Here is a 21705-nt window from a genome sequence, read left to right on the forward strand (position 1 = left end):
TTACGCTGAATCGGCGCGCGCCGTCTTGCCCATGACTTCAAGCACTACCCCCACGCCCGCGCCCATCCCTTGCCTGCTCGGCCCGACCGCGTCCGGCAAAACCGCTGCCGCGCTGGCGCTGGCTGCACGGAGACCGGTGGAAATCATCAGTGTCGATTCGGCGCTGGTCTATCGCGAGATGGATATCGGCACCGCCAAGCCCACACCGGAAGAACGCGCGGTGGCGCCGCATCATCTGATCGATATCGTCGATCCGGCGGATTCATACTCAGCAGCGGAGTTTCGCAGCGATGCGTTGCGTCTGATCGGTGAGATCAGCGCGCGCGGGCGGCTGCCTTTGCTGGTCGGCGGAACCATGCTGTACTACAAGGCGCTCACACAGGGACTAAACGACCTGCCCGGCGCCGATGCCGACGTGCGTGCGACGCTCGATGCCGATGCCGCGCGTGCCGGCTGGCCGGCGCTGCATGCGCGGCTCGCGGCGGCCGATCCCATTACAGCCGCACGCCTCGCGCCGAACGATTCGCAGCGAATTCAGCGGGCGCTCGAAGTTTTCATGCTGACGGGACAAGCGATGTCCGCTCTGCTGGCCGCGCCCGCCCGAACGGACGGCGCCGCTTTGGCCTGGCGCTTCGTACCGATTGCGCTTGAGCCGTCCGACCGGAGCGTGCTGCATGCGCGCATCGAAAAGCGCTTCGACGCCATGCTGGCCAATGGCTTTATCGACGAAGTCGTGAAATTGCGCGAACGCGGAGATTTATTGCCCGAGATGCCCTCCATGCGCTGCGTGGGATACCGGCAAGCCTGGGAATATCTCGACGGCACGGTCGACTATTCGACCATGCGGGACAAGGGGGTCTTTGCTACCCGGCAATTGTGCAAGCGGCAACTCACATGGCTGCGCAGCATGACGGAGCGGGTTGTGGTGGATTGCTGCGATCCCGGCGCGACTGCGCAGGCCGTCAGCTTGATTGAAGCGATGATTTGAGGTTTTTTACCCGCGCGACGCTCTTTGTGTGCGCCGCGCAGGCCAACCGGCCTTGAGTCGGGCGCGGGTTAGACGACCACCGTCTGAGCTTCGCCGGCCGCGCTTTCGCGGATCACGCCGATCTTCCAGACTTGCTCGCCGGCAGCCGACAACAGGCCGATCGCCGCGTCGGCGTCAGCAGCGGACACCACCACGGCCATGCCAATCCCGCAGTTGAACACGCGATGCATTTCCGCATCAGCCACGCCGCCGTGTTTCTGCAACCACGAGAACAGCGGCGGCAGCGGCCAGCTGCGATGATCCAGCTCAGCCGTCAGACCTTCACGCAGAACACGCGGAATATTCTCGACCAGGCCGCCGCCGGTGATGTGCGCCATACCCTTGACAGCGATCTGCTGCATCAAGGCCAGCAAAGGCTTCACGTAGATATGCGTAGGCGCCATCAAGGCATCGGCCAGCGTGCGGCCGTCAAAATCCGCATTCAGATCAGGCTGCGCGCGCTCGATGATCTTGCGCACCAGCGAAAAACCGTTCGAATGGATGCCGCTCGAAGCCAGACCCAGCACCACATCGCCCGGGGCGATCGTGCTGCCGTCGATAATCTTGCTCTTTTCCACCGCGCCGACCGCGAAACCGGCCAGATCGTACTCGCCATCCGGGTACATGCCCGGCATTTCAGCCGTTTCACCGCCGATCAGCGCACAACCGGACAGTTCGCAACCATACGCGATGCCCTTCACGACCGTTGCCGCGGTCCCGACGTCCAACTTGCCGCAAGCGAAATAATCGAGGAAGAACAGCGGCTCAGCGCCCTGAACCAGAATGTCGTTCACGCTCATGGCCACCAGATCCTGGCCGACCGTGTCGTGTTTGTTCAGTTGAAACGCGAGGCGCAGCTTGGTGCCGACGCCGTCCGTGCCCGATACCAGCACTGGTTCCTTATACTTCTTCGGCACTTCGAACAGCGCGCCAAATCCGCCGATGCCGCCCAGCACGCCGTCGCGCATCGTCTTTTTGGCAAAGGGCTTGATCGCGTCGACAAGGGCGTCGCCCGCGTCGATGTCCACGCCGGCGTCGCGATACGACAACCCTTGGGCCGAATCAGTTGAATGCTGGTCGGATTTCGGTTGATTCATGGGGAAGTGCTCGAAGGTCGGTAAAATGCGATTTTACCCGATGCCGACCCGAGTTGGCGCTTCAGCGCTTACTCGGGTCCCATGCAGAGTTGCCGACCCGAGTTGGCGCTTCAGCGCTTACTCGGGTCCCATACAGAGTTGCCGACCGGAGTTGGCGCTTCAGCGCTTACTCCGGTCCCATACAGAGTTGCCGGCCGGAGTTGGCGCTTCAGCGCTTACTCGGGTCCCATACAGAGTTGCCGGCCGGCTGGCTGGCTGGAATTTGAATCATCCTGAATCTTCCGGTCGGGACGACACCTGGGAAACAAACTTTGCAACAGAACTCCTCGATCCTGACGCCTGTGCAGCGCCGCGCCTTTATCTGGCTGGCGATCGCGCTGGTTGTTGGTATTCTGCTCTGGCTCCTGAGTCCGGTCCTCACACCGTTCCTACTCGGCGCGATTCTCGCGTACATTCTGCAGCCGGGCGTCGCGTGGATGGTGCGCCGGCGTGTGCCGCGCGGACTCGCCGCCTTGCTGATGATGCTGCTGTTCACGTTGCTGATGACAATGCTCGTGCTGCTGGTGCTGGCCGTCATCCAGAAAGAAGGTCCGCAGTTGAAACAGCAGGTGCCCGTGCTGTTTGCGCATGTGAGCGCGTGGCTGCAACCCAAGCTTGCGTGGCTCGGTCTCGCCGACTCGCTCGATTTTGCCAGTATTCGCGATCTCGTGATGGGGCAGCTCGAAGGCAGCGCGCAACAGGTCGCGATGTATGCATGGACCTCGATCCGCACCAGCGGCAACGTCATGATGACGGTGGTCGGCAACCTCGTGATGGTGCCGCTCGTGCTGTTCTATCTGCTGTACGACTGGAATCGGATGCTCGCGCGCGTGCAGATCGTGGTGCCGCGCCGCTGGCTCGACAAGACGCTGCAACTCGCACGCGACATGGACCAGATGCTGTCGCAATACCTGCGCGGCCAGTTGCTCGTGATGGGCGTGCTCGCGGTCTATTATGCGATTGCGCTGACCATCGCCGGTTTCGAGATCGCGCTGCCGGTAGGTATCTTCACCGGCCTCGCGGTGTTCATCCCGTACATCGGCTTTGCGACCGGGCTTGCCTTGGCGCTGCTCGCGGCGCTGCTGCAATTCGGCGACTGGTATGGCTTCGGCGCGGTTGCGTTGATTTACGGCGTCGGCCAGATCGTGGAGAGCTTTTATCTCACGCCGCGCCTGGTCGGCGAGCGGATCGGCCTGCACCCGCTCGCGGTCATCTTCGCGTTGCTCGCGTTCGGCCAGCTGTTCGGCTTTTTCGGCGTGTTGCTGGCGCTGCCGGTCAGCGCGATTCTGTCGGTGGCGATGCGCGAGTTGCGTCAAAGCTACCTGGCTAGCACGCTTTATAACAACTGAGTCACTGACTGCTCATTGACGTTTTAGGGCCCGAGGTTCGGGCCATTTGCGGCCCAAGCCCCATTTTCGGCATTAACCTACTGTGCTTCGTCAACTGACGCTCGATCTCGGCACCCCGCCGCCATCGACATTCGACAATTTCTTCGCCGGCGCCAACGCCGAGCTGGTCACGCGGCTGCGCGAGCTCGACAACGCGCTCGCGGCCGGCCCAGTGGCCGATCGCACCTTCTACATCTGGGGCGAAGCCGGCAGCGGCCGCACGCACCTGCTGCAGGCGCTGGTCCACGAAGCGCCACCGGGTCATGCGCGCTTTGCCGGTCCGCAGAGCAGCCTCGCCGCCTTCACGTTCGACCCGCGCGTCGCGCTGTATGCGATCGACGATTGCGACGACCTGTCCGCGGCCCAGCAGATCGCCGTGTTCAACCTGTTCAACGAAGTGCGCGCGCATCCCACCAGCGCGCTGGTCGCCGCGGGCAATGCGCCGCCGATCGGCATGACGGTGCGCGAAGATCTGCGCACGCGCCTTGGCTGGGGCCTCGTATTCCATCTCGCGCCCCTGCCGGACGAAGGCAAGGCCGCAGTGCTGAAACATGCGGCGCGCGAGCGCGGCATCATGCTGGCGGACGACGTCCCCGCCTATCTGTTGACGCATTTCCGCCGCGACATGCCGAGCCTGATGGCCTTGCTCGACGCGCTCGACCGCTTCTCCCTCGAACAGAAGCGCGCGGTCACGCTGCCGCTTCTGCGCACCATGCTGGCCTCGCCTGAGGCCGACGACCGGCGCATGGCGCCCGCCTCATCGGCTGCATCCGGGTCGGCCGCCGCCTCATCCGCGTCCCCCGACGCCGCTTCAAGTAAAATAGGCCCCCATGGCTAACCTCGCACTCTTCGACCTCGACCACACGCTCATTCCCACCGACAGCGACCACGAATGGGGCCGCTTCATGGTGAAACAAGGCATGGTCGACGCGGAAAACTTCGCCCGTGAAAACGACCGTTTTTTTGCCGACTATAAAGCCGGCAAGCTGGACATTCACGCTTACCTGATCGCCATGCTCACGCCGCTCTCAAAGTACACGCGCACCCAGCTTGCCGATCTCCACGCGCAGTACATGCATGACGTGATCACGCCCGCGATCTTTCCGGTCGCGCTGGAGCTGGTCAGGGAGCACCGCGAAGCCGGCGATCTGTGCTGCGTAGTCACCGCCACTAACGAATTCATTACCCGCCCGATCGCGCAGGCGTTCGGCGTCGATGCGCTGATCGCCTGCGAGGCGGAAACCGTCGACGGCCAGCCGCATTCGCCGTACACCGGCCGCCCCACCGGCACGCCGAGCTACAAGGAAGGCAAGATCGTCCGTACCGAAGCGTGGCTGGCATCGCTCGGCAAGACCTGGAGCGATTTCGAGCACAGCTATTTCTATAGCGACTCGCACAACGACATCCCGCTGCTGGAAAAGGTCACCGATCCGATCGCGACCAATCCCGACGACACATTGCGCGCCCATGCGCAGGCCAAAGGCTGGCGCATCCTCGAACTCTTTCAACCCTCGTGATCAAAAAACTTATCCGCAAGCTATTCGGCCAGGACTCGGCGCCCGCTGACAACGCCGCGCCCGCCGCAGCCGAAGCAGACGAAACCGGTGAATCGCCGGCACGCAATACGTCCGGCGCCGGCAAAACGCGCCGCAAACCGGCGCGCCCCGCCGCCAAAGCGGTGCGGGACCCCGACGTGCCGGTCATCATTCCGCACGACGTGCATGGCATCGATCAGTCGCTGATCTCACGGAACGCGATTCGCGTTACCGAGGGCCTGCAGGAAGCGGGGCATCGCGCGTTTATCGTCGGCGGTGCGGTGCGCGATCTGCTGCTCGGCATCAAGCCGAAAGACTTCGACGTCGCGACCGACGCCACGCCCGAACAGGTGCAGAAACTGTTCCGCCGCGCCCGCATCATCGGCCGCCGGTTCCAGATCGTGCACGTGCAGTTCGGCCAGGAAATCATCGAAACCTCGACGTTCCGTGCGCTGGTCGATCCGCCCGCGGCCGACGCGGCGCCGCCACGCCGCCTGAAGCGCGACGAGCTCGATCGCCGCACCCATGCGGTGGACGCCAGCGGCCGCGTGCTGCGCGACAACGTCTGGGGCGAGCAACACGAAGACGCCACGCGCCGCGACTTCACGATCAACGCGATGTACTACGATCCGGCCACGCAAACCGTGCTGGACTATCACAACGGCATGGCCGACATGCGCGCGCGTCTGCTGCGCATGATCGGCGACCCGGCCACGCGTTATCGCGAAGACCCGGTGCGGATGCTGCGCGTGGTGCGTTTCGCCGCCAAGCTCGACTTCGAGATCGAATACACGACTCGCGCGCCGATCGCCAACATGGCCGATCTGATCAACAACGTACCGGCCGCGCGTCTGTTCGACGAGATGCTCAAACTGATGCTGTCGGGCCACGCGCTCGCCTGTTTGAAACGTCTGCGCCAGGAAGGCCTGCATCACGGTCTGCTGCCACTGCTCGACGTCGTGCTGGAACAGCCGATCGGAGAGAAATTCATCACGCTCGCGCTCTCCAACACAGACGCCCGCGTACGCGCCGGCAAACCGGTTTCGCCGGGCTTCCTGTTCGCCACCTTGCTGTGGCACGACGTGCAGACGCGCTGGCAGCAATTTGAAGCAAACGGCGAATATCCGGTGCCGGCCCTGCATCGCGCGATGGACGAAGTCCTCGACATGCAAACCGAGAAACTCGCGATCCACAAGCGCTTCTCGTCGGATATGCGCGAGATCTGGGGCCTGCAGTTGCGCCTCGAAAAACGCTCGGGAAGAAGTGCGCTAAAGCTGCTGGAACACCAAAGATTTAGAGCGGGGTATGATTTCCTCCTGTTGCGCTGCGAATCGGGCGAACTCGATGAGTCGGTCGGTGCGTGGTGGACGGAGTTCATTGAAGGAGACGTCGCCGCGCGTGAGACTTTACTCACGCAAGGCGGGAAGGACCGGAGCCCCAGAAAACGACGGAGGCGCAGCAGTGGCGCCAGAACCCGCAAACCGGGCGACGGAATGGAGGGCGGTTCGCCAGAACGCGCAGCCAACGACGCGGGCCATGACAGCTCGCACGATGACTGACACGACGTTGGCTGAGGCCGTCGAACGATAGTTGCAGGAAGTTATGCCATGACGGTTGCTTATCTCGGCCTCGGCGCGAATCTCGGGGACGCGCGCCAGACCCTGAAAGACGCGGTGGTGTGCCTGGCCCAACAGCACACCATCACCGTGCTCGCGAAGTCGAGCTTTTATCGTACTGCCCCGATCGACGCGGGCGGCGACGACTATTTCAACTGCGTCGTGAAGGTCGATACGACGCTCCCCGTGCGGCATCTGCTTGCGCTGTGCCACAAGATCGAACATCAGTTCGGCCGCGAACGGCCGTTTCGCAACGCACCGCGCACGCTCGATCTCGACATCCTGCTATACGGCGATCAATCGATCGACGAAGCCGATCTGATCGTGCCGCATCCGCGTTTGATCGAGCGCGCCTTTGCACTTGTCCCGCTAGTCGAGATCGACCCGGCGCTGATCATCCCGCAACACGGCCGTGCCGAGGCACTGCTCGAAGGTGTGCGCGATCAACGCATCGAAAAGGTCAAAGGGCCCTGTCAGTGTCCAATGCTCAATGCATTGACTGCCGGCGCCCCCGCCGCGGACAAGGGACGTTGCGAATGAGTTCGCCACCACTCACCGTCACCGCCCCGCAACTGCGGCCGCCGTTTGGCTATCTCGCGATCGAAGGGCCGATCGGCGTCGGCAAGACCTCGCTCGCACGGCGGCTCGCACAACGCTGGTCGATGCAGGAGTTGTTCGAGCGGCCGCAAGACAATCCCTTTCTCGAACGTTTTTATCGCGACACCGCACGTTATGCGCTTCCCGCGCAATTGCACTTCGCCTTGCAGCGCGCGCAGCAGGCCCAGGAGGTCGTGGCCGCGCATGTGGCGGGCACACCGCTTATCGCCGATTTCATGACGCAGAAGAACGAGATCTTCGCGCGTCTGACGCTGCAGGAAGACGAGTGGCAACTGTATCGCGCTCTCGCCGCACGACTCGACGTCAGCGCGCCGGCACCGGATTTCGTGGTCTACCTGCAAGCCAGTCCTGAAGTGCTGTTCGCGCGCATCCAGAAACGGGCCGTGCCCATGGAACTGCAGATTTCCGATGCGTATCTGCACGCGCTCTGCGACGCCTACAACGAGTTTTTCTATCACTACGACCGCACGCCCGTGCTGACGGTCAATGCTGAACATCTGAATCCGCTCGACTCGGACGCGGACCTTGCGCTACTCGCCGAACGCATCGAAACCATGCGTGGCCGCAAGGAATTCTTTGTCAAAGGCACGTCGCTTTAAGCGACGCGCCCCCTCTTTTTCCAACGGATTTTCTCCATGACCTATTTGCAGGAAACGAGCCGGAACGCCATCACCGTGCCGAAACTGCAGGCGATGCGCGATGCCGGCGAAAAGATCGCCATGTTGACCTGTTACGACGCGAGCTTCTCCGCGCTACTGGATCGCGCAGGTGTCGACGTGCTGCTGATCGGCGACTCGCTCGGCAACGTGCTGCAAGGCCAGACGACCACGTTGCCGGTGTCGCTCACCGACATCGCGTATCACACGGCGAGCGTCGCGCGAGCACGGCCCTCGGCGTTGGTGGTCGCCGATCTGCCGTTCGGCACGTATGGCACGCCGGAGGACGCCTTTAAAAGCTCAGTAGAACTCATGCGTGCCGGCGCCCAGATGGTGAAGCTGGAAGGCGGTGAGTGGCTCGCGGACACGGTGCGTTTTCTGGTCGAACGGTCGATTCCGGTGTGCGCGCACGTTGGCCTCACACCGCAATCGGTGCATGCGTTTGGTGGCTTCAAGGTGCAAGGCAAAACCGAGGCGGGCGCGAGCCAGTTGTTGCGCGACTCGCTCGCCGTACAGAACGCCGGCGCCCAACTGATCGTCATGGAAGCGATCCCGACGCTGCTCGCAAGCGAAGTCACGAAGCAATTGCGGATTCCGACGATCGGTATCGGTGCGGGTCTCGACTGCTCAGGCCAGGTGCTGGTGCTGCACGACATGCTGGGTATTTTCCCCGGCAAGCGGCCGCGCTTTGTGAAGGATTTCATGCAGGGACAACCGAGCATTCAGGCGGCCGTGGAAGCGTATGTGCACGCTGTGAAGGACGGCACGTTCCCGGGGCCGGAACATACGTTCTAAGTTCGGGCCGGCCTTGGGAACCGTCTCGATCAGGCGCATCCGGGCACGTTTTGAGACCAGTCTGATATCGTCTTAAACCCGGGGCATCTATCTTCGTCTACCTTGTTAACGGCGGCCCTGCCGCCAGCCGAAGAGAGATGACCATGAGCCCCTTTTGCCTAATCGATGTAGCAGAAATCCGCAGTCACGCCACTGCGCCGCATGGCGTGCGCGAATCCACATGGCATGCACGCCTTACGGGATGGGTGGCACGCCTGCTGCACGTTCGCCACGGTTGAGCTACCTGTGGCATGGCGGCGCGCGGCGCTCAAATCCTCGCTCGCCCACCGGCACGGCTGACTTCTTTGGCCTTTCTTCTATAGCCCTGCGCCTTGCCTTAGCCCAGCACGCGCGCCTGTACCGCGCCTCGCAGCGCGTTGCACACGAGAAGCGCTTCCGCATTCTGCACATCGACTCGAGTCAACACGCGTTCCGCCGCGTGAAGGTCGATATCCTCCAGCAGCACGCCCCGCATGATCCCGGGCAGAACGCCTGACTCCAATGGCGGCGTCCACCACTGTCCCGCCAGCTTCACAAACACGTTCGAGCGCCCGCCTTCGGTCAGTTCACCGCGCTCGTTAAAGAACAGCGTGTCGAAAGCCCCCTGCGCTTCGGCTTCGTGCCAGCCACGATCATATTCGGCACGGCGCGTGGTTTTGTGCTGCAGCAGCGGATCATCGGCATGCATAACGGGGAACGCATGATACGGCCCGAGCAACACACCGACGGTCGAGTCGGCCAGCGGTGTCAACACCGCAGCCGTTAATTGCACTGCGCCGTTCTTGCTCAGCGCGAGACGCATGCGGTGCGGAATTTGCGCGGGCAACGCCGCACATTTCTCCGTGATTTGCGCGCGAATTTCGTTTTCGTCGTCGAGTCTGAAACCCAGCGCCGCGGCGCTCGCCGAGAGTCGTGCGAGATGGCGCGATAGATGGCGCACGCCCTCGTCACGCGTTCCATACATCGTTTCGAAAAGCTCGAAACCCGGCTCGGCACCGGTCAGAAAGCTGGCCTTCAATTGGCACTCCGCATATTCGTCGGCGGCAACACTGTCGAGCACGATACCGGCGCCCACGCCCATCGTGCCTCGCAGCACGCCGAGCTGTGCGGCCGGGCTTAAGGTCAGGGTGCGGATCGCGACGGACAGGCAGAAGTCGCCGCAGGCGATGTCGTTTGCGGTGCTTGCGGTGCCTGAGAGCGCGTCGAGCCAGCCGATCGCGCCGGTGTAAAGTCCGCGCGGCGTGCTTTCGAGCTCGTCGATCAATTGCATCGTGCGATGCTTCGGCGCACCGGTAATCGAGCCGCACGGAAACAGCGCGCGCATGATCGCAGCGAAAGAAGTGCCGGCGCGCAGCGTCGAATGGACCGTCGACGTCATCTGCCAAACCGACGCATACGGTTCAATCGAAAACAAGGCCGGCACCTTGACGGAGCCCGTCTGCGCCACGCGCGACAGATCGTTGCGCAACAGGTCGACGATCATCACGTTCTCGGCACGATTCTTCGGGTCGTTGGCCAGGAACTCGGCGGCGTGACGATCGGCCACGGGGTCGGCTGATCGCGGCGCCGTGCCCTTCATCGGCCGGGCACGCAACATGGCGCCTTCTTTCTCGATGAACAACTCTGGCGAGCACGACAAAACCCACTCGTCGCCCGGCAACGCGATCAGCGCGCCATATGGAACCGGCTGGCGCGCCCGCAGGCGCCGATAAAGTGCGGTCGGCGAGCCGAATACATCGAAACCGAGCCGATACGTATAGTTGACCTGATAAGAATCGCCGGCGCGCAGGGCGGCATGGATCGCATCGATCGCTTCGTTGAATTGCGGTGGATCGACGCTCGCGCACATATTCGCTGTACCCGCCACGGATGGCTCGGCCGCGCCGCCGTCGCCTTGCATGAGCCACGCATCGACGTCGTCGCGAGATAGTTTCTCGCAACGTTCAAACAATAAAAAACGCAGCGTGGCATCGCCACGCTGCGTTTCTTTTAATGCCCGGTGAGCCTGGTCGCCATCAAGAAGATGCCGGCCAAACTCATAGTCGGCAAGCACGACGGCATGCAAACCACGCCGCGCATCCGCGGCCACGGTCTCGCACATGAGCTCAAGTTGCGTGGCGTCCACGCACACCCGTTCATGCACAAAACCCGTGTACAGACGACTCGAACGGCGCGCCGCCGTCGCGTCGCAATCGTCGAGCAACGCGAAAACCGCGTTGCGCTCAGCTGCCGTCATGCTTACCGCCAAATCAAACCGCAATTAATCGAAGAAGCTCTTCACCCGATCAAACCAGCTCTTGCTCTGCGGGCTATGCCGCGCGCCGCCTTCCACGAGTGCCTTCTCGAATTGCTGGAGCAGATCGCGCTGCGACTCGGTGAGCTTGACCGGCGTTTCGACTTGCACGTGCACGTACAGATCGCCGGCAATGCTCGAACGCAGCCCCTTGATACCCTTGCCGCGCAGACGGAAGGTCTTGCCCGACTGCGTGCCTTCCGGCACCGTGAAGCTCGCGCGGCCCGCGAGGGTCGGTACTTCGATTTCGCCGCCGAGTGCCGCCGTGGTGAACGGAATCGGCATCTGGCAATGCAGATCGTCGCCGTCGCGTTCGAACACCGAGTGCTGCTTGATGTGAATCTCGACGTACAGATCGCCCGACGGACCGCCGTTGATACCAGGCTCGCCGTTGCCGGCCGAGCGGATACGCATGCCGTCGTCGATACCTGCCGGGATCTTCACTTCCAGCGTCTTGGTTTCCTTCACCTTGCCCGCGCCGTGGCAATGGCCGCACGGCTCAGGGATATAGGTGCCGGTGCCGTGGCACTTCGGGCAGGTCTGCTGGATGCTGAAAAAGCCCTGCGACATCCGCACCGAACCCGAGCCGCTACAGGTCGGGCAGGTCTCCGGCTTGGTGCCGGGCTTCGCGCCCGAGCCATGACAGATTTCGCACGACACCCAGCTCGGCACGCGAATTTGCGTGTCGTAACCGTGCGCGGCCTGTTCCAGCGTGATTTCCATGCTGTAGCGCAGATCGGCGCCGCGATACACCTGCGGGCCTGCACGGCCGCCACCGCCGCGTGCGGCACCGCCGGCAGCCTGGCCGAAGATGTCGCCGAAAATATCGCCGAATGCATCGGCAAAACCGCCGAAGCCTTGTGCCCCGGCTCCGCCCATGTTCGGATCGACGCCCGCGTGACCGTACTGATCGTACGCAGCACGCTTTTGCGAGTCCGACAGCATTTCATAGGCTTCCTTCACCTCTTTGAAATGCTCTTCCGCATCCTTGTTGCCCGGATTGCGGTCGGGGTGGTGCTTCATCGCAAGCTTGCGATAAGCCTTCTTGATTTCGTCGTCGCTCGCGTTCTTTGCGACGCCCAGAACCTCGTAGTAATCCCGTTTCGCCATATCGGTTCAACGCCACTCGCGCAATGGGGCGCGGTGGCTCCTCTTGAATGCTGGAGTCTTGCGACTCGTCCGGCCGTTGTTTACGCCGCTTTCAGGCGGTTCAAACAACGTCCTCCATAAAACAAATGTGCCCGGAGAGCCCAAACAGGCTCACCAGGCGCGATAACCGCTTTGCAGGTTCATGCTCCCTAACGGGAGCAGACCGTTTTGCAGCCGGGCCGCACACATTGCTGTGTGCGGCTTTACGGTCAAATTGCGACCTGGCTTTAGTCTTTCTTGACTTCCTTGAACTCCGCGTCGACCACGTCGTCCTGCTGCTGGCTCGCGCCACCTGCCGATGCGCCCGCACCTGCCGCGCCCGCTGCCGCAGCTTCGGCACCTTGTGCAGCCTGCATGTCGGCGTACATCTTCTCGCCCATCTTCTGCGAGGCGGTCGCCACCACTTCGATCTTGGCTTCGATCGCGGCCTTGTCGCTCGAACCACTCTTCAGCGTTTCTTCGAGGTCCTTCAGCGCGGTTTCGATCGCTTCCTTCTCAGCGGCTTCGAGCTTGTCGCCGTATTCGGTGAGCGCCTTCTTCGTGCTGTGGACCAGCGCGTCGCCCTGGTTGCGGGCATCGGCCAACTCGCGCAGCTTGTGATCTTCTTCCGCGTTCGCTTCGGCGTCCTTCACCATCTTCTCGATTTCGGCTTCGGACAGACCCGAGTTCGCCTTGATCGTGATGCGGTTTTCCTTGCCGGTCGCCTTGTCTTTCGCGCCGACGTGCAGAATGCCGTTCGCGTCGATGTCGAAGCTCACTTCGATCTGCGGCGTGCCGCGCGGTGCCGGCGGAATGCCTTCGAGGTTGAACTCACCCAGCAGCTTGTTGCCCGCTGCCATTTCGCGTTCGCCCTGGAACACCTTGATCGTCACGGCGCCCTGATTGTCGTCAGCCGTCGAGTAGACCTGAGCGTGCTTGGTCGGGATCGTGGTGTTCTTGTTGATCATCTTCGTCATCACGCCACCGAGCGTTTCGATGCCAAGCGACAGCGGAGTCACGTCGAGCAGCAGAACGTCCGTACGGTCGCCCGACAGAACCTGACCTTGAATCGCGGCGCCAACGGCCACGGCTTCGTCCGGGTTCACGTCACGGCGCGGATCCTTGCCGAAGAATTCCTTAACCTTTTCCTGCACCTTCGGCATACGGGTCATACCGCCGACCAGAATCACGTCGTCGATTTCGCCGACCTTCACGCCTGCGTCCTTGATAGCCATGCGGCAAGGTTCGATCGTGCGTTCGATCAGCTCTTCAACCAGTGCTTCCAGCTTGGCGCGCGTGATTTTCAGGTTCAAGTGCTTCGGACCCGACGCGTCGGCCGTGATGTACGGCAGGTTGATTTCGGTTTGCTGACTCGACGACAGTTCGATCTTCGCCTTTTCAGCCGATTCCTTCAGGCGTTGCAGCGCAAGCACGTCTTTCGACAGATCGACGCCTTGTTCCTTCTTGAACTCACCGATGATGTAATCGATGATGCGCTGGTCGAAATCTTCACCGCCGAGGAACGTATCGCCGTTCGTGGACAGCACTTCGAACTGCATTTCACCGTCGACATCCGCGATTTCGATGATCGACACGTCGAACGTACCGCCACCCAAGTCATACACCGCGATCTTGCGGTCGCCCTTTTCGGCCTTGTCCAGACCGAATGCCAGAGCGGCGGCGGTCGGTTCATTGATGATCCGCTTCACTTCCAGACCGGCGATGCGGCCTGCATCTTTGGTAGCCTGGCGCTGGCTGTCGTTGAAGTACGCGGGAACCGTAATCACAGCTTCGGTGACCGGCTCGCCAAGGTAATCTTCAGCGGTCTTCTTCATCTTGCGCAGCGTTTCCGCGGAGATTTGCGGCGGCGCGAGCTTCTGGTCGCGCACTTCGATCCATGCGTCGCCGTTGTCGGCTTTCATGATCTTGTACGGCATCAGAGCGATGTCTTTCTGCACTTCTTTTTCTTCGAAGCGGCGGCCGATCAGGCGCTTGACGGCGTACAGCGTGTTCTTCGGGTTCGTGACCGACTGACGCTTGGCCGGTGCGCCGACGAGAATTTCGCCGTCTTCCATGTAAGCGATGATCGACGGCGTGGTGCGCGCACCTTCCGAGTTCTCGATCACTTTGACCGAATTGCCTTCCATGATCGCCACGCACGAATTGGTCGTGCCGAGGTCGATACCGATGATTTTGCCCATTTTTACTAATCTCCTAACTTTGATCGCTGCGGGAATCGCCGGTTTTGCCCATCTGGCGGTACGGCGATCCGCTCTCAATTCCTACCTGCACTCAACATAAGTGCGTCCGCATCGTTTTCAAGACCTCTTTTACGATGCGGTCTTTAATTTTTTTCAATCAGTCGAACTTTTGCCGCTTTTTTCACCATCTGCCGTGCTCCCGACCGCATTGGCCGGCCAATTCTTGTCCCACTCGGCGGCAACCGCCCCTTCGAGTGGCCCAAGGCCGCGCCAGCCAGTTGCCAGGCTGAGCCGCTTGCCTCGGTAAAAGAAGAGCCAGGTGAGCACGCCGTGAAGCATGAGCCCGGCGGCGGCGACGGGAACGTTGGCCATAGCGGCGCGTGTCAGGCGCAACGGCAAATAAACGGCTTGTACAGCGCCTTGCGATGCTTACTTCGGCGCCGCGACAGTCACGAGGGCCGGACGCAGCACGCGGTCGGCGATCACGAAGCCTTTTTGCAGCACGGCGACCACGGTGTTCGGCTCCTGATCGGCCGGCACCATTGAAATAGCCTGATGACGATGCGGGTCGAACTTCTCGCCAACCGGGTTCAAGGCGACGACGCGCCCCTTCTCCAGTGCGCCGGAAAGCTGGCGCAGCGTGAGTTCGACGCCCTCACGAACCTTTTGCAGGTCGTCGGACGAATGGGCAACCGCTGCCTCAAGACTATCGACCACCGGCAGCAAATGCTCAGCGAAGCTTTCGATCGCGAACTTGTGGGCCTTCGCGACATCTTCCTGGGCGCGGCGGCGCACATTCTCAGTCTCGGCCTTCGCGCGCAGGAAGCTTTCCTGCAGCTCGGCGATCTTCGCCTCTGCTTCGGTCAATGCAGCTTCCACGCCGGTTGCCGGCGCTTCTGGAGCCGCGCTTGCAGCCGCGTCCTGCTGGGGTGCCGCGGCCTCGGCGGCCTGACGCGCGGTTTCGTCGGCGGGCGTGGGATTCTGGCTCGTCGGGTTCTCTTGCGTGTTTTCCATGTCGCTGAAAGTCGTTAAAAAGTTAAAGCTAAAAGTGACGGCAACGCGTCAAAGCCTGCGCAATTTGTGCGTTGCAAAATTGCGACAGACAACTTGGCGCAAAACCTGGTGCGTTGACGCTTTTCGAAACGGCAGATGGGGCCGGAAAGACCCATTTCAAGCGCCTCTCCCGGAACTTTTCACACCACGCGCGCGCGGCCGAAACGCTCCGTTACAACCATTATTGCGTCGCAATCAGATTGAGATTGAGTGCGCCCGACAAGTGGCCTATGCTCCAATAAAGCATCGGAAAAGACACGTTAACCCTAATCTAACGTAATCCTTACCGAAATTTTTCAATCCACCTGATTCGCCTGTTTCCGTCCCGAATCTTCCCAAGGGGAGTACCGTGAAACTGACCTTTGCAATATCGGTGGTCGCATTGGTACTCATCGCGGGCACCACGACCATCTGCATGTCCGGGGCCGTCAACGATCACACTACCGAGTACGGTGGTGTGCACGCGACGATGGAACAGTTGTTCAATCCCCACCTGAAAGTTTGTCGATAGTGCGCCGGTCGCGCTTGGTCGGCCTTCCGTGCAATGCGGCGGCCGGCTCGCGGTACGTCTTGCGCCGCTCCTGTTCGACCTGCCGCCTCATCCTGCTCTCTTCGGTTTCCGCATAAAGCGTCTGCGCGACGTTGGCTGGGCCGCGCACGTCGCACACACCTAGCACTTCCACCTGCCACACAATCCGTTCGATCTCGATCTCGACCAGGTCGCCGACGCGCACGTCTTTGGCCGGCTTGACGCTGGCGCCGCCAATGCGCACATGACCTTTGTCGACAGCGTCCGCCGCGAGCGAGCGGGTCTTGAAGAAGCGCGCAGCCCACAGCCATTTGTCGATGCGCAACTTCGCGCCCGCTTCAGTTGAAATCCTGTAATTCATGAGCTGCTTAAGCCCCTGTCGTATGCGGCACCGGCACCGCTTGCACGGGCCAGCCCTGCAGGTTCTGGGCAACGATTTCGCCTAGCGCGGCGATCCATGGCTGCGAGGCGTTCACGCAGGGAATCCGATGAAACTCCTTGCCACCCGCATGCAGGAATTCGTCGCGTACTTCCATGCCGATTTCTTCAATCGTTTCAAGGCAATCGGCGGTAAAGCCCGGACAGAACACGTCGGCTCGACGCACGCCTGCCGAACCGAGTTCCTTCAGGGTGGGCGCAGTGTACGGTTGCAGCCATTCGGCCTTGCCGAAGCGCGACTGAAACGTAATGCGGCATTCCACCTGCGTCAATCCCAGCGCCTGCATCAACAGCGCGCCGGTTTGCTGACATTGCTCGTGGTACGGATCGCCGAGATCCATCGTGCGCTTGGGCACGCCGTGAAAGCTCAGCACCAGCTTGTCTCCGGCCGCGAAATCCGGCCGGCCGTGCTGATGCCAGTAGTGATGCACCTGAGCGGCGAGCGCGGCGATATACGCCGGATGATCCGCGTACTGCCGCACCGTGCGGATTTCCGGCTGATTGCGCATGCGCTTGAGGGCCGAAAAAGCGTCGTCGAAAGCCGTAGCCGTGGTCGACGACGAGTATTGCGGATACATGGGCACCAACAGCACGCGCTCCGCGCCAGCCAGCTTCAACTGGTTCAGCATGGCCGGAATACCGGGCGTGCCGTAGCGCATGGCGTAGTCGACCAGCACCGTGTAGTCGTTCAATTGCAACAGATGGCGCAAACCCTCCACCTGCTTCTCCGTGAAGACACGCAGCGGCGAGCCTTCCGGCATCCACACGGCCGCGTACTTCTTCGCCGACGCGCGGCTGCGGAAAGGCAGAATCAACAACCGCAAGATCACTTGCCAGAGCAGCGCCGGAATTTCGACCACACGGGGATCGGACAGGAACTGCGCAAGATAGCGATGGACTGCACGCGGCGTTGGCGCGTCGGGCGTGCCGAGATTGATCAGCAGCACGGCGACACGGTGTGACGTGGCGTTCTGTGAGGGCCGCTCGAGGTCGAAGCGCATAGGCAGCAGGGATAACCGCTTGGGGCGGAGAGTCGGTTCAGGTGGAATTCATTATAGCGGCGCGGTCCACTGCAAGGTCCGCCAGGGACCCCTGGCCATTCGGCCAATTGGCAAGCCGCGCGCCGTCGCGCATCATTTGCAGCATGAGATGCCGCAGTGGACAGTGACCGGAAACCGGCGCGGATTACTGCTGGCTGAGCGTGAGGGAAAGCAGCCGCGCGGTGATGTCGACAATCGGAATCACGCGGTTATAGGCCATGCGGGTCGGCCCGATCACGCCGAGTGTGCCGACGATCTTGCCGTTCACCTCGTAAGGCGCGGTCACCACGCTCATTTCCTCGATCGGCACCAGATTCGATTCGCCTCCGATGAAAATCTGCACGCCCGCGGCGTGACTCGACACGTCGAGCAACTGAAGGAGACTGGTTTTTTGATCGAACACATCGAACAGCTTGCGCAGGCGCGCCATGTCCGACGAAAGGTCGGCCACTTCGAGCAGATTACGCTCGCCGGAAATCAGCACGGTCTCGCCGGTGTCGGTTTCATCCGTGCTGGCCGTGACCGCCGCGTGCATCAGCGTAGTCATGTCACCACGCAATTCGTCGATTTCTTCGCGCAGACGGCGGCGCACGTCGTCGAACGAGAGGCCGGCGAAGTGCGCGTTGATGTAATTGGACGCTTCCACCAGTTGCGACGGCGAGAAGTCACGCTGGGTCGCCATGATGCGGTTCTGCACGTCGCCCTCGGGCGTCACGATGATCAGGAGAATGCGCTTGTCCGACAGGCGCATGAACTCGATCTGCTTGAACACGTGGCTGCGGCGCGGCGTAAGCACTACACCGGCGAACTGCGACAGATTGGACAGCACGCTGGCCGCCGCGGCGACGATTTTCTGCGGTTCGCCCGCTTGCAGCGTGGTTTTGACGATGCGCATCACCGCTTCTTCGTCCGCGGCGGATTCCAGGGTCAGCATGGTATCGACGAACAGCCGGTAGCCACGCGGTGTAGGAATGCGGCCCGCAGACGTATGCGGACTGATCACGAGCCCCAGGTCCTCGAGATCGGACATCACGTTGCGGATCGTCGCCGGACTCAGTTCGAGGCCGGAATAACGTGACAGCGTGCGCGAGCCGACCGGCTGACCTTCGGCGATGTAGCGCTCGATCAGCGTTTTGAGGAGGGTTTGTGCGCGGGGATCTAGCATGAGGGAAAATTTTAGCTCAATGACGCGACTACAGCGAGCGCTAACGGCGCCCACCCCTGACTATCGCGCCGCCGGCCGGCGGGGCGGCGCCTGGTATTGCATGTGGCGCGTTGACTGGCGCTGGGTCCAACATGGTCGGCGCCTCGCCGGGATTCGAATCCTGCGTCTCGCCAGCCACCGGTCCGGCAAGTCCGCTGGCGGCGCGCCGCCGGACTATAACCGGCGCGCATGCCATCAAGACTTCACCATTCTAACGATAATCGCTCAATGCGCCGGCAGCCCGCTTGCGCAGGCCCGCTACCGGGTCTGTCTGCGGTTCTTTTCAGGCCCTACCTATGGTGTAATGCCGGCATGCAAGTGACCAGCCAGTTCAAGACCGTCGCGCTCGTCGGGCGCAACAATACGCCAGGTATCGGCGAACCGCTGACCGCGCTCGCCTCGTGCATCGCGAAGCGCGGCTTCGAGGTCGTATTCGAAGCCGACACCGCCGCCGAAATCGGCGTCGCCGACTACCCGGCGCTGCGTCCCGCCGAGATCGGCGCGCGCGCCGACGTAGCCGTGATCCTCGGCGGCGACGGCACGATGCTGGGCATTGGCCGCCAGCTTGCGCCCTACCGCACGCCGCTGATCGGCATCAACCACGGGCGGCTCGGCTTCATTACCGACATTCCGATCTCCGACATGCGCGAGATCGTGCCGCAAATGCTCGCGGGCAACTTCGAGCGCGAAGAGCGCACGCTGCTCGAAGCGCGCATCATGCGCGACGGCACGCCGATTTACCACGCACTGGCCTTCAACGACGTGGTGGTCAACCGCAGCGGTTTCTCCGGGATGGCGGAACTGCATGTCTCGGTGGATGGCCGCTTCATGTACAACCAGCGCTCGGATGGGCTGATCGTCGCCACGCCTACGGGCTCGACCGCCTATGCGCTGTCGTCGCAGGGGCCGATCCTGCACCCGCAATTACAAGGCATCGTGCTCGTGCCGATCGCGCCGCATGCGCTGTCGAACCGGCCAATCGTGCTGCCGGACGACTCGAAGGTGAGCATCCAGATCGTTTCAGGCCGCGAAGTCAACGTCAACTTCGACATGCAGTCGTTCACTTCGCTGGAATTGGGTGACACGATCGAAGTGCGCCGCTCGCGTCATACCGTGCCGATTCTGCACCCGGTCGGCTACAGCCACTACGCCACGCTGCGCAAAAAGCTGCACTGGAACGAATATCCGTCCCACGAAGAAGATACCAAACCCTGAGCGGCCGGAACGCCGGAACGCCGGGCCGCCGGCCCCTTGGAACGCGAACGACACCGCTGCCGAACCCTGAATATCAAGCTCACCAGACGACCTCCATGCTTCGCCACCTCTCGATACGCGACTTCGTCATCGTCGCCGCGCTCGACCTCGAATTCGACAGCGGCTTTACCGTTTTTTCGGGCGAAACAGGCGCCGGCAAGTCGATCCTGATCGACGCGCTGGCCCTTGCGCTCGGTGCCCGCGCCGACGCAAGCGTGGTGCGCACCGGCGAAAGCCGCGCCGACATCACTGCGGAATTTGACACGCATGCGCAAGTCGAGCAATGGCTCGACGAGCAGGCGCTCGGCGCGCCTGTCGACGACGATCATCACGGCACCGTGATGCTGCGTCGCGTGATGGATACAAACGGCCGCTCGCGCGCGTTCATCAACGGTACGGCGGCAACGCTCACGCAGTTGCGCGAAGTCGGCGAGATGCTGGTGGATATTCATGGCCAGCATGCCCACCAGTTGCTGATGCGCCCCGACGCGCAACGCGAACTGTTCGACACCCACGCAGGCCTCACGGAAACCGCGGCAACCGTCACGCGGGCATGGCGGGCATGGCGCGAAAAGGTTCAGGCCGTCGAACACGCACAAACGCGCGACCGCGAGCTGCAACTGGAGCGCGAGCGGCTCGCCTGGCAACTCACCGAACTGGACAAACTTTCGCCGCAATCGGGCGAATGGGAAGAGGTCAACACCGAACACCGGCGACTGTCGCATTCAGCCAATCTGATCGACGGCGTTCAAGGCGCGCTCGGCGCGTTGTCTGAATCGGACGAGGCGATGATCACGCATCTCGCCTCGATCGTGTCGAAGGTGCGCGATCTGGCCGAGATCGACCCGGCGCTGAACGACGTGCTGGCGGCGCTGGAGCCGGCCGAGATCCAGTTACAGGAAGCGGCCTATTCGCTCAGCCACTACGCGCAAAAGCTCGAACTGGATCCGGACCGGCTCGCCCAGGTCGAAAAGCGTCTGGACGCGCTGCACTCGGCCGCGCGCAAATTCCGCCTGCAACCCGAGACGCTGCCGCAAGAGCATGAAGCGCGTCGAGCGCAACTCGCCGCGCTCGACGCGGCAGCCGATCTCGACAGCCTGCATGCGGCCGAAGCCAAGGCAAAAGAAGCCTTCCTCACCGAAGCGAAAAAACTGTCAAAGGCGCGCGCCAAGGCCGGCAAGGCCCTGGGCGCCGCCGTGACCACCGGCATGCAGGAACTGTCGATGAAAGGCGGCAGCTTCGAAGTGGCGCTGGTGCAACTGCCGGAAGGCGGCGCACATGGGCTCGAGCAGGTCGAATTCCGCGTCGCCGGTCACGCCGGCGTACCGCTGCGGCCGCTCGCGAAAGTTGCCTCAGGCGGCGAACTGGCGCGGATCAGCCTCGCATTGGCGGTGATCGCGAGCGCCGCGAGTCCGACACCGACTCTGATCTTCGACGAGGTGGATACCGGCATCGGCGGCGGCGTCGCCGAAGTAGTTGGACGGCTGCTGCATCAACTGGGACAGGCGCGTCAGGTGCTGTGTGTCACCCATTTGCCGCAGGTCGCCGCGCGTGGCGACCATCATTTCCAGGTGGCGAAGTCGGGCAACGGCAAGGGCGGCACGGTCAGCAGCGTGACGTCGCTAGACCGCGCGAGCCGCGTCGAAGAAGTCGCGCGGATGCTCGGCGGACTGGAGATCACCGCGACGACGCGGAAACACGCCAAGGAAATGCTGGCGGCCTAGCCGTCCCATCGGTCGGAGGCCGGTCGGGAGC

19 protein-coding genes are annotated in these 21705 nt (G+C 62.4%); 10 read left to right on the forward strand and 9 right to left on the reverse strand.

What is annotated here, in order from left to right; genetic code table 11:
• Positions 1-31 precede the first annotated feature (31 nt).
• Positions 32-988 (forward strand): tRNA (adenosine(37)-N6)-dimethylallyltransferase MiaA, encoded by a 957-nt coding sequence (miaA, locus tag GH665_RS17805; protein WP_153137144.1) that lies wholly within the window; start codon positions 32-34, stop codon positions 986-988.
• A 68-nt stretch (positions 989-1056) separates the two neighbouring features.
• On the opposite strand, the gene purM is transcribed toward miaA, so the two are convergent.
• Entirely contained in the window at positions 1057-2124 is a 1068-nt protein-coding gene (gene purM, locus GH665_RS17810; protein ID WP_153137146.1) for a phosphoribosylformylglycinamidine cyclo-ligase, read from the reverse strand.
• A 311-nt stretch (positions 2125-2435) separates the two neighbouring features.
• Between purM and GH665_RS17815 the strand changes: the two genes are divergently transcribed.
• The 7 genes from GH665_RS17815 (at position 2436) to panB (ending at position 8771) form a co-directional block, all read left to right on the forward strand.
• Positions 2436-3512, forward strand: a complete 1077-nt coding sequence (locus GH665_RS17815) for an AI-2E family transporter (RefSeq protein WP_153137148.1) — start codon at positions 2436-2438, stop codon at positions 3510-3512.
• 82 nt (positions 3513-3594) lie between these two features.
• On the forward strand, positions 3595-4389 hold the full coding sequence (gene hda / locus GH665_RS17820) for a DnaA regulatory inactivator Hda (protein WP_153137150.1): 795 nt from the start codon (positions 3595-3597) through the stop codon (positions 4387-4389).
• Positions 4382-5068: a histidinol-phosphatase gene (locus GH665_RS17825; protein WP_153137152.1), complete on the forward strand. Its 687-nt coding sequence runs from the start codon at positions 4382-4384 to the stop codon at positions 5066-5068. Before hda ends, GH665_RS17825 begins: the two co-directional genes overlap by 8 nt.
• Positions 5065-6645 (forward strand): polynucleotide adenylyltransferase PcnB, encoded by a 1581-nt coding sequence (gene pcnB / locus GH665_RS17830; protein ID WP_153137154.1) that lies wholly within the window; start codon positions 5065-5067, stop codon positions 6643-6645. The genes GH665_RS17825 and pcnB overlap by 4 nt, the downstream gene beginning before the upstream one ends.
• Positions 6646-6693: 48 nt before the next feature.
• Positions 6694-7242 (forward strand): 2-amino-4-hydroxy-6-hydroxymethyldihydropteridine diphosphokinase, encoded by a 549-nt coding sequence (folK, locus tag GH665_RS17835; protein WP_028198825.1) that lies wholly within the window; start codon positions 6694-6696, stop codon positions 7240-7242.
• Positions 7239-7919: a deoxynucleoside kinase gene (locus GH665_RS17840; protein ID WP_153137156.1), complete on the forward strand. Its 681-nt coding sequence runs from the start codon at positions 7239-7241 to the stop codon at positions 7917-7919. Before folK ends, GH665_RS17840 begins: the two co-directional genes overlap by 4 nt.
• Before the next feature lie 36 nt (positions 7920-7955).
• Positions 7956-8771 carry a 3-methyl-2-oxobutanoate hydroxymethyltransferase gene (gene panB, locus GH665_RS17845; RefSeq protein ID WP_153137158.1) on the forward strand — a complete coding sequence of 272 codons (816 nt, stop codon included), beginning with the start codon at positions 7956-7958 and terminating at the stop codon, positions 8769-8771.
• A gap of 376 nt (positions 8772-9147) precedes the next feature.
• Here panB and pabB read toward each other — a convergent pair whose 3' ends face one another.
• The 8 genes from pabB to hrcA form a co-directional block, all read right to left on the reverse strand.
• A complete protein-coding gene (pabB, locus tag GH665_RS17850) occupies positions 9148-11046 on the reverse strand; it encodes an aminodeoxychorismate synthase component I (protein ID WP_153137159.1) in 1899 nt (632 codons plus the stop codon).
• Positions 11047-11070: 24 nt separating this feature from the next.
• Entirely contained in the window at positions 11071-12213 is a 1143-nt protein-coding gene (dnaJ, locus tag GH665_RS17855) for a molecular chaperone DnaJ (protein WP_153137161.1), read from the reverse strand.
• Positions 12214-12479: 266 nt separating this feature from the next.
• A complete protein-coding gene (gene dnaK, locus GH665_RS17860) occupies positions 12480-14432 on the reverse strand; it encodes a molecular chaperone DnaK (protein WP_153137163.1) in 1953 nt (650 codons plus the stop codon).
• A 153-nt stretch (positions 14433-14585) separates the two neighbouring features.
• Positions 14586-14804 carry a hypothetical protein gene (locus GH665_RS39120; protein WP_408274659.1) on the reverse strand — a complete coding sequence of 73 codons (219 nt, stop codon included), beginning with the start codon at positions 14802-14804 and terminating at the stop codon, positions 14586-14588.
• A 57-nt stretch (positions 14805-14861) separates the two neighbouring features.
• Positions 14862-15446 (reverse strand): nucleotide exchange factor GrpE, encoded by a 585-nt coding sequence (grpE, locus tag GH665_RS17870; RefSeq protein ID WP_153137165.1) that lies wholly within the window; start codon positions 15444-15446, stop codon positions 14862-14864.
• Positions 15447-15967: 521 nt separating this feature from the next.
• Positions 15968-16375, reverse strand: a complete 408-nt coding sequence (locus tag GH665_RS17875) for an RNA-binding S4 domain-containing protein (protein WP_153137167.1) — start codon at positions 16373-16375, stop codon at positions 15968-15970.
• A 7-nt stretch (positions 16376-16382) separates the two neighbouring features.
• Positions 16383-17453, reverse strand: coding sequence for a ferrochelatase (hemH, locus tag GH665_RS17880; protein WP_153137169.1), 1071 nt, complete (start codon positions 17451-17453; stop codon positions 16383-16385).
• Positions 17454-17637: 184 nt separating this feature from the next.
• Complete coding sequence (hrcA, locus tag GH665_RS17885; protein ID WP_028198834.1) at positions 17638-18657, reverse strand: heat-inducible transcriptional repressor HrcA; 1020 nt, start codon at positions 18655-18657, stop codon at positions 17638-17640.
• A 351-nt stretch (positions 18658-19008) separates the two neighbouring features.
• On the opposite strand from hrcA, the gene GH665_RS17890 reads away from it, so the two are divergent.
• Both GH665_RS17890 and recN read left to right on the forward strand, forming a co-directional pair.
• Positions 19009-19911: an NAD kinase gene (locus tag GH665_RS17890; RefSeq protein WP_153137170.1), complete on the forward strand. Its 903-nt coding sequence runs from the start codon at positions 19009-19011 to the stop codon at positions 19909-19911.
• Between the two features lie 95 nt (positions 19912-20006).
• Positions 20007-21674, forward strand: a complete 1668-nt coding sequence (gene recN / locus GH665_RS17895) for a DNA repair protein RecN (protein ID WP_153137172.1) — start codon at positions 20007-20009, stop codon at positions 21672-21674.
• Positions 21675-21705: the final 31 nt, after the last annotated feature.

The organism is Paraburkholderia agricolaris (assembly GCF_009455635.1).
Classification (GTDB): domain Bacteria; phylum Pseudomonadota; class Gammaproteobacteria; order Burkholderiales; family Burkholderiaceae; genus Paraburkholderia; species Paraburkholderia agricolaris.